This is a genomic window from Pseudaestuariivita sp., from assembly GCF_052825805.1.
The window spans coordinates 668,539-675,110 of record NZ_JBRBVB010000003.1 but is presented as its reverse complement, the minus strand read 5'-3'; the positions used below and the strand labels follow the sequence as shown (position 1 = coordinate 675,110).

At 65.3% G+C, this 6,572-nt stretch carries 4 protein-coding genes and 1 pseudogene; 4 read left to right on the top strand and 1 reads right to left on the bottom strand.

Annotated features, from left to right (window positions below; translation table 11 throughout):
- Positions 1 to 424 (top strand): annotated as a pseudogene (locus tag ACU0B3_RS07495) (type III glutamate--ammonia ligase); the annotation flags it as partial.
- Between the two features lie 11 nt (positions 425 to 435).
- Positions 436 to 1,320 (top strand): sulfotransferase domain-containing protein, encoded by an 885-nt coding sequence (locus tag ACU0B3_RS07490; protein WP_446260197.1) that lies wholly within the window; start codon positions 436 to 438, stop codon positions 1,318 to 1,320.
- 22 nt (positions 1,321 to 1,342) lie between these two features.
- Here the strand turns inward: ACU0B3_RS07490 and ACU0B3_RS07485 are convergent, their stop codons facing one another.
- Positions 1,343 to 2,002, bottom strand: coding sequence for a TetR/AcrR family transcriptional regulator (locus ACU0B3_RS07485; RefSeq protein ID WP_446260196.1), 660 nt, complete (start codon positions 2,000 to 2,002; stop codon positions 1,343 to 1,345).
- A 144-nt stretch (positions 2,003 to 2,146) separates the two neighbouring features.
- Between ACU0B3_RS07485 and ACU0B3_RS07480 the strand changes: the two genes are divergently transcribed.
- Both ACU0B3_RS07480 and ACU0B3_RS07475 read left to right on the top strand, forming a co-directional pair.
- Positions 2,147 to 3,355, top strand: a complete 1,209-nt coding sequence (locus tag ACU0B3_RS07480) for an efflux RND transporter periplasmic adaptor subunit (protein ID WP_446260195.1) — start codon at positions 2,147 to 2,149, stop codon at positions 3,353 to 3,355.
- A gap of 12 nt (positions 3,356 to 3,367) precedes the next feature.
- Entirely contained in the window at positions 3,368 to 6,562 is a 3,195-nt protein-coding gene (locus ACU0B3_RS07475) for an efflux RND transporter permease subunit (RefSeq protein WP_446260194.1), read from the top strand.
- Positions 6,563 to 6,572: the final 10 nt, after the last annotated feature.

Genomic DNA, 6,572 nt, shown 5'->3' with positions numbered 1-6,572 from the left:
GCGCACCATGTCCGGCGCGACCTGGGCGCCCAATACGGTCACCTGGACCGGCAACAACCGCACCCATATGGTGCGCGTGCCCGGCCCCGGACGGTTCGAGCTGCGCCTGCCCGATGGGGCGGCGAACCCTTACCTGCTGCAGGCCGTGATCATTGCCGCCGGCCTCGACGGGATCAACGCCAAAGCCGACCCCGGCAAGCGCCACGACATCGACATGTACGCCGAGGGTTACAAGGTCCGCGGCGCGCCACGCCTGCCGCTGAACCTCCTCGACGCCCTGCGCGTCTTCGACAAGAACAAGGCGCTCAAGTCCGCCATGGGCAACGAATTCTCCGCCGCATACCTCAAGCTGAAGATGCAGGAGTGGATGAGCTATACCGCGCATTTCTCCGAGTGGGAGCGGCGGAACACGCTCGATATCTGAGGCGCTATGCCATGACCCAACGCAAGACCTACCTCGGACCGCTGACCGACAGCCGCCGCTGGGACCACGTGGCCCTGCGCGGCGATGACGTCATCGTCGTCACCCCGCCCAAGAGTGGCACGACCTGGATGCAGACGCTGGTGGCGCTGCTCCTGTCCGGTGACCCGGATGTAGAGACGGACCTGTCGGTCAAGATGCCCTGGGTCGACATCCGGTTCCGCGAGATCGCGGAGGTGGCCGGACGGCTCGAGGCGATGACAGCCCGGCGCTGCCTCAAGAGTCATACACCGCTCGACGGCTTGCCGGTGCAGGACATGGCGCAGGTGATCTGCGTCTTTCGGCACCCGCTCGACGCGCATTTCTCGTACCGCAAGCATCTGGCGAACATGCCGATCACCTTTTTCGACCATTGGTACCGGGCGGAGGACCCGGACGGCATCACGTTCCGGCGCTTTCTCGACGGCGGCGCCGAGGGGTTCGACGGGGACGCGATGCCGCTGGCGCATATCCTGCGCCACTATCAGGCGGCGCGGGCGGCGGCAGCGGCCGGGTCCAACGTGGCCCTGTTTCACTACGCGGACATGTCGCGCGATCTGCCCGGGACGCTGACACGGCTGGCGACACTCCTTGGGACCCCTCACGACCAGACGCTGATGGAGCGCTTTGCCGAGGTTGCCTCCTTCGCGCACATGCGCGCCAACGCCGCGCGCTACGCGCCGAGCGGCGGGACGGGGTTCATGCGCTCGGACACCGACTTTTTCGACAGCGGTGGACACGGCAAATGGCACGGACACCTGAGCGAGGACGAGCTTTCCGCTTACAGCCGCGCAATGGACGCGGCGCTCTCGCCGAATGCGCGGGCCTGGCTCGAGTACGGGGATACGGGCGCGCCCTGACCAGAGCCGAGAACGACCGGCGTCAGGCCCCGCCGCCGGGGCGCCCGTCCACCAGAACGCCGTGGAAGATCACGTCCACATGCGCGTCAAAGAACTTTTCAAAGTCGAGCGGTTGGGCGTGTTTGAACATGATCGTGTGCACGGCAAAATAGACCGCTGGCGCGATGATGACCTGCGGTGTCTCCAGGACCGGCCCGGGGAGGACCTCCCCCCGGTCCACGCCGCGCATCAGGATCTTTTTCAGGATGATCGAGCCGCGCTTGATGGTCATCGCGTGATACGCGCCGATCACCTCCGGCATGCGGTCGCTTTCGGTCAGAAGGATGCGGAACAGCGCCTGCGCCTCGCCGTGGACAAAGCGGGCGTACATGTTCTTGAGCAGGCCCGTCAGCAGATCGCGGGTGGTGCCCTCGACGCGCATCATCCCGGCCTCGGTTTCGCCCATGACCGAGGTGATGTGCTCTTCGATAGCGGCGAGGAATAGCGCCTCCTTTGACGGAAAGTAGAGGTAGATCGTGCCCTTGGAGATACCGGCCTTGCGCGCGATCCGTGTCAGGTTGGCGCCATGAAAGCCATGCTCCTCGAACTCGGAAATGCCCGCCGCCACGATTTCGGCTGGACGGGCCTCCTTGCGGCGACGCTGCCTTTTGGGACGCGCCTCGACCGGTGCATCTTTTGTCATCGTTGCGCGCCTGGCTCCTACGTGTTGCCAACAATGTGATCAGTCGATGCAAGGAAATCAAATCCAACGCTTGATCTTTGGCGTATCTATCCCAGTTAGTGTAACTGACTTGTGAGTCAGTAAGTTCCAGCGAAGGACAAAGCCATGCAAAAGATGTTGCGCTACCTGGGTGTCGCGCTCCGCGAGCTGTTTTGGGTGCTTGTCGCGGTGGCGATCATCGGGGGCGGATACGCCGGGTTCACGTACCTTGGCGAGAACCGCGAGGTGGTCGAGGCCGAGCCCGTGCCGCGCCCTGAGACGCTGGTGGAGACGATGGCCTTTGCAGAGCACCGCGCGCCGCTTCCGATCCGTGGCGACGGGTTCGTCGAGCCTTTCCGCACCGTGGCATTGTCGGCGCCGACCGGCGGGCGGATCGTGTCGCTGCACCCGGCGATCACCAACCGCAACGGCTTTTCCGAGGGCGACGTGCTGGTCGAGATCGACGCCAGTGCCGAGCGCGCGCAGATCGCGCAGTCGCGCGCCAGCATCGCCGCGACGCAGGCCCGGCTTGACCTGTTGATGACGCAACTCGAGCGCGCCGAGAGCCTGCGCGCCAGCAACACCGTGTCGCAATCGTCGGTGGACGACCTGATGGGTCAGCGCAACGAGCTGACGGCCAACCTGCAAGGCCAGCGCGCGCAGCTGCTGTCGGCGGAAATCGCGCTGGAGAACAAGGTGGTGCGCGCGCCGTTCGACGGGGCGGTGCAGTCTAAAGAGGCCGAGATCGGCAATGTCGTCGCCGGCGGCAGCCCGATTGCGCAAATCTATACCAAGGACCAGATGGAGGTGAGCATCGCCATCCGCGAGAGCGACGCCGTGCTGATCCCGGGCCTCTTCTCCGGCAACGCGGCGCCTGCGCAGGTGTCCATCGACTTTGCCGGCGAGACCAAGCAATGGTCGGCAGAGATCGTGCGCATCGACCCAGCGCTTGACCCGCAGACGCGCACGCTGACGACAACGGTTGCGCTTGGAGACCGGGTGGGCGCCGAGACGGACTTTGCCGCTGGCAATCCGCCTGCGCTCATCAATGCCTTTGCACGTGTCGTGATCGAGGGGCTTGTCCCCGAAGACACCTACGCCATCCCGTCCACGGCCGTGCGCTCGGGCGACCGGGTCTGGCTCTTGCGCGATGACGTCCTGGCATTTCACCCCGCCAAGCGCGTGCATGTCGATGGCGAGACCACCTACGTGCGGATCACCGGCCTCGCGCCGGACGACAGGCTTGTCCTAACCACCCTCGCCGCCCCGCAAGAAGGCGAAGCCCTGCGCGATGTGGGCGCGGGCGACCTGCTCACGACGCTTGTCGTCGAATGATGGAATGACACGATGAATGGCGCGATCAAATGGATGGCCGAGCACCCGGTGGCGGCTTGGCTTGCGGTGATTATTCTGCTGGCAGGCGGCGCATTGACCGCGTCGAACATGCCGCAAAAGACCTTTCCCGAATTTGCGCTCGACAGCGTCTCGATCTCGGTGGCCTACAACGGCGCGTCCCCGACGGAGATCCAGGATTCCATCGTGCGCCCTATCGAGGACGAGCTCTCGGGCGTGGACGGGATCGACAACATCTCGGCCAACATCTCCGAAGGGCGCGGCGGCGTGACCGTCACGTTCCTGGACGGCGAGGACATCGAGACCAAGCTGGACGAGGTCAAGACCGAGGTGGAGGGGATCTCCACCTTCCCTGACGATGCCGACGACCCGGTTGTCGTGCGGTCCGACAATTCCACCCGCGTGCTCGAGATCGCCGTGCACGGCGACACCACCGAGCGCGTCCTGAAAGAAGAGGCGCGGCGCCTCAAGGACGAGCTGATCGCGATCGACGGTATCTCGTTCGCCGAGGTCTCCAACACGCGCGACTACGAGGTCAGCGTCGAGATCGACCGAGACACACTGCGCGCCTACGGCCTCACGCTGGGCGAGGTCGCGCGAGTGGTCGGCGTAAACTCCCTCGAGCTGCCGGGCGGCTCGATCGAGACGGAGAGCGTCGCCATCCCGATCCGCACCATCGGGCGCAACTACACGCAGGCCGATTTCGAGAACATCGTCGTGCGCTCGTCCGACAGCGGGGCGCAGGTCCTGTTGCGGGACATCGCCACGGTCACGGACGGGTTCGAGGACGCCGACATCTCGTCGTCGTTTAACGGCACGCCGGCGGTCTCGGTCAACGTCTACCGCGTCGGCGACGAGCAGATCATCCGCATCGTCGAGCTGGCGCAGGCGCACCTGCGGGAGAACTTCCGCCCATCGCTCGAGCAGGGGATCGAAGCGACCGTCTGGCAGAACGAGGCGACGCAGCTGCAGTCGCGCATCGACCTTTTGACGAACAACGCAATCATCGGCCTTGCGCTCGTGGTGCTGTGCCTCGCGCTGTTCCTCGATGTGCGGCTGGCCTTCTGGTCGGCGGCGGGCATCGCGATCAGCTTTGCCGCGACCTTCATCGTGATGGGCGCGATGGGCATGTCGATCAACATGATCTCCCTCTTCGGGTTCATCCTCGCCATCGGGATCGTCGTCGACAACGCCATCGTGGTCTCCGAGAACATCTACAAGAACGGGGAAGACGGGCTGTCGCCGCAGGAGGCGGCCGTCAAGGGCACGCAGCGGATCGCCATCCCGGTAATCTTTTCGACGCTGACGACGCTGGTCGCGTTCTGGCCGCTCTTGCAGATGCCGGCGCCGCTCGGCTCGTTCCTGGGGGACATTCCGACGGTCGTGATGATCGTGCTGTCGCTGTCGCTGTTGCAGTCGCTGCTGATCCTGCCGCGCAACCTGTCGAACCTCGACATCAGCCCGAGTTACAAGCCGAACCTCGTCTTTCGCGCGCTTGGCGCGGTGCGGGGCGTCATCGACCGCGCGCTCAAGTGGATCATCCAGAAACCGCTCGACGCGGCGCTGCGCTTTTGCGTGCGGCGGTTCTTTATCCCCATCGCGGGGGTGATCGCGCTGATGATGCTGACGATCGGGCTGATGTCGTATGGCTACGTGCGCTTTGAGTTCTTTCCCTCGATCGACGGCGAGTTCGTGACGGCCAACGTCGAGATGACCAACGGCACGACGTTCCAGCGGACCGAGGACGTCGCCGAGACGCTGCGCACGGCGGCCATCCGTGCCGGCGAGCGCGTGCAGGAGACTTTGCCGGACGGCGCGCCGAATGTGCTGATCGGCCAGTATGTGATCGTCGGCATCGGTGCCGGCGGTGGAGGCCCGACGGGCGATTCCGCCCCCACCGCGCCGACGCTGGCGCAAGTGGTGGTCGAGGTCACGAACGCCTCCGAGCGCAGCTGGGAGACGTCCGATTTCGAGGCGCTCTGGCGTGAAGAGGTCGGCCGCCTCGCCGGTGTCAACACGTTGACCATCTCGTCCTCGCTTGTGAACGCGGGCGACGCCATCGCCGTCGAGCTGTCGCTGCCGGACGGAGAGGACATTGCGCCCATCGTCGCCGAACTGCGGGACGGGCTCGGCAACATTCCCGGCGTCTTTCAAATCCTCGACGATGCCTCGTCGGGACGCCTCGAATACAAACTCGCCCTGAAACCGGAGGCGCGGCTCTATGGCCTGACCCTGCAGGACCTCGCGCTGCAGACGCGCAACGGGTTCTTCGGGGTCGAGGCCACGACCGTGCAGCGCGGGCAGGACAGCGTGGCGGTCATGGTCCGCTTCCCCAGCGAGGACCGTGACAGCCTTTCGGACCTTCTGGACACGCGGATCGCCACGCCGGCGGGGGACCTGATCCCGCTGTCGGTCGTGGCCCGGCTCGAGGAGGGGCAGTCACCGTCGGAAATCCTGCGCCAGAACGGGCGGCGCGTGACAACGATCACCGCCGACGTGGATCAAAGCGTGACCACCAACGGCGAGGCCAACCGGATCATCCGCGAAGAGCTGCTGCCGCCGCTCCTCGAGGCGAACCCGGGTCTGAACGCGGGCTTTGGCGGCGAGCAGGAGACGCAGGGCGACGCGCAGGCCGCGCTTGGACAGGCGCTTGGAATCGCGCTCTTTGTGATCTTTGCGCTGCTCGCGCTGGTCTTCCGCAGTTTCGTACAGCCAATCGTGGTCATGGTGGCGATCCCGCTGGGGCTCATCGGTGCCGTCACAGGTCACTACCTGCTGGGAATACCGCTCGGGCTGCTCAGCATCTTTGGCATCATCGGCCTCGCGGGCGTCGTCATCAACAACAGCCTCGTGATGATCGACCTCTACAACGAGTACCTCGGCAAGGGGTACGACGTGGTGGACGCGGTGGTCGAGGGCACCAAGGACCGGTTCCGACCGATCCTGCTGACGTCGGTGACGACCTTCCTCGGGGTCTATCCGCTGATCATGGAGACGTCGCTGCAGGCGCAGTTCCTGATCCCGCTCGCGGTGTCCATCGGCTACGGCGTTCTGATCGGGACCGGCGTCATCATCTTTGCGATCCCGGCGATCTTTGTGCTGGTGCACCGCATCTCATCCGGTCTGCGCAACGTCGTCGGTCTGGTGTTTGGTGCCGAGCAAAAGCAAGCCAAGGTGCCGGCGGAGTAAGGCGCGCCGC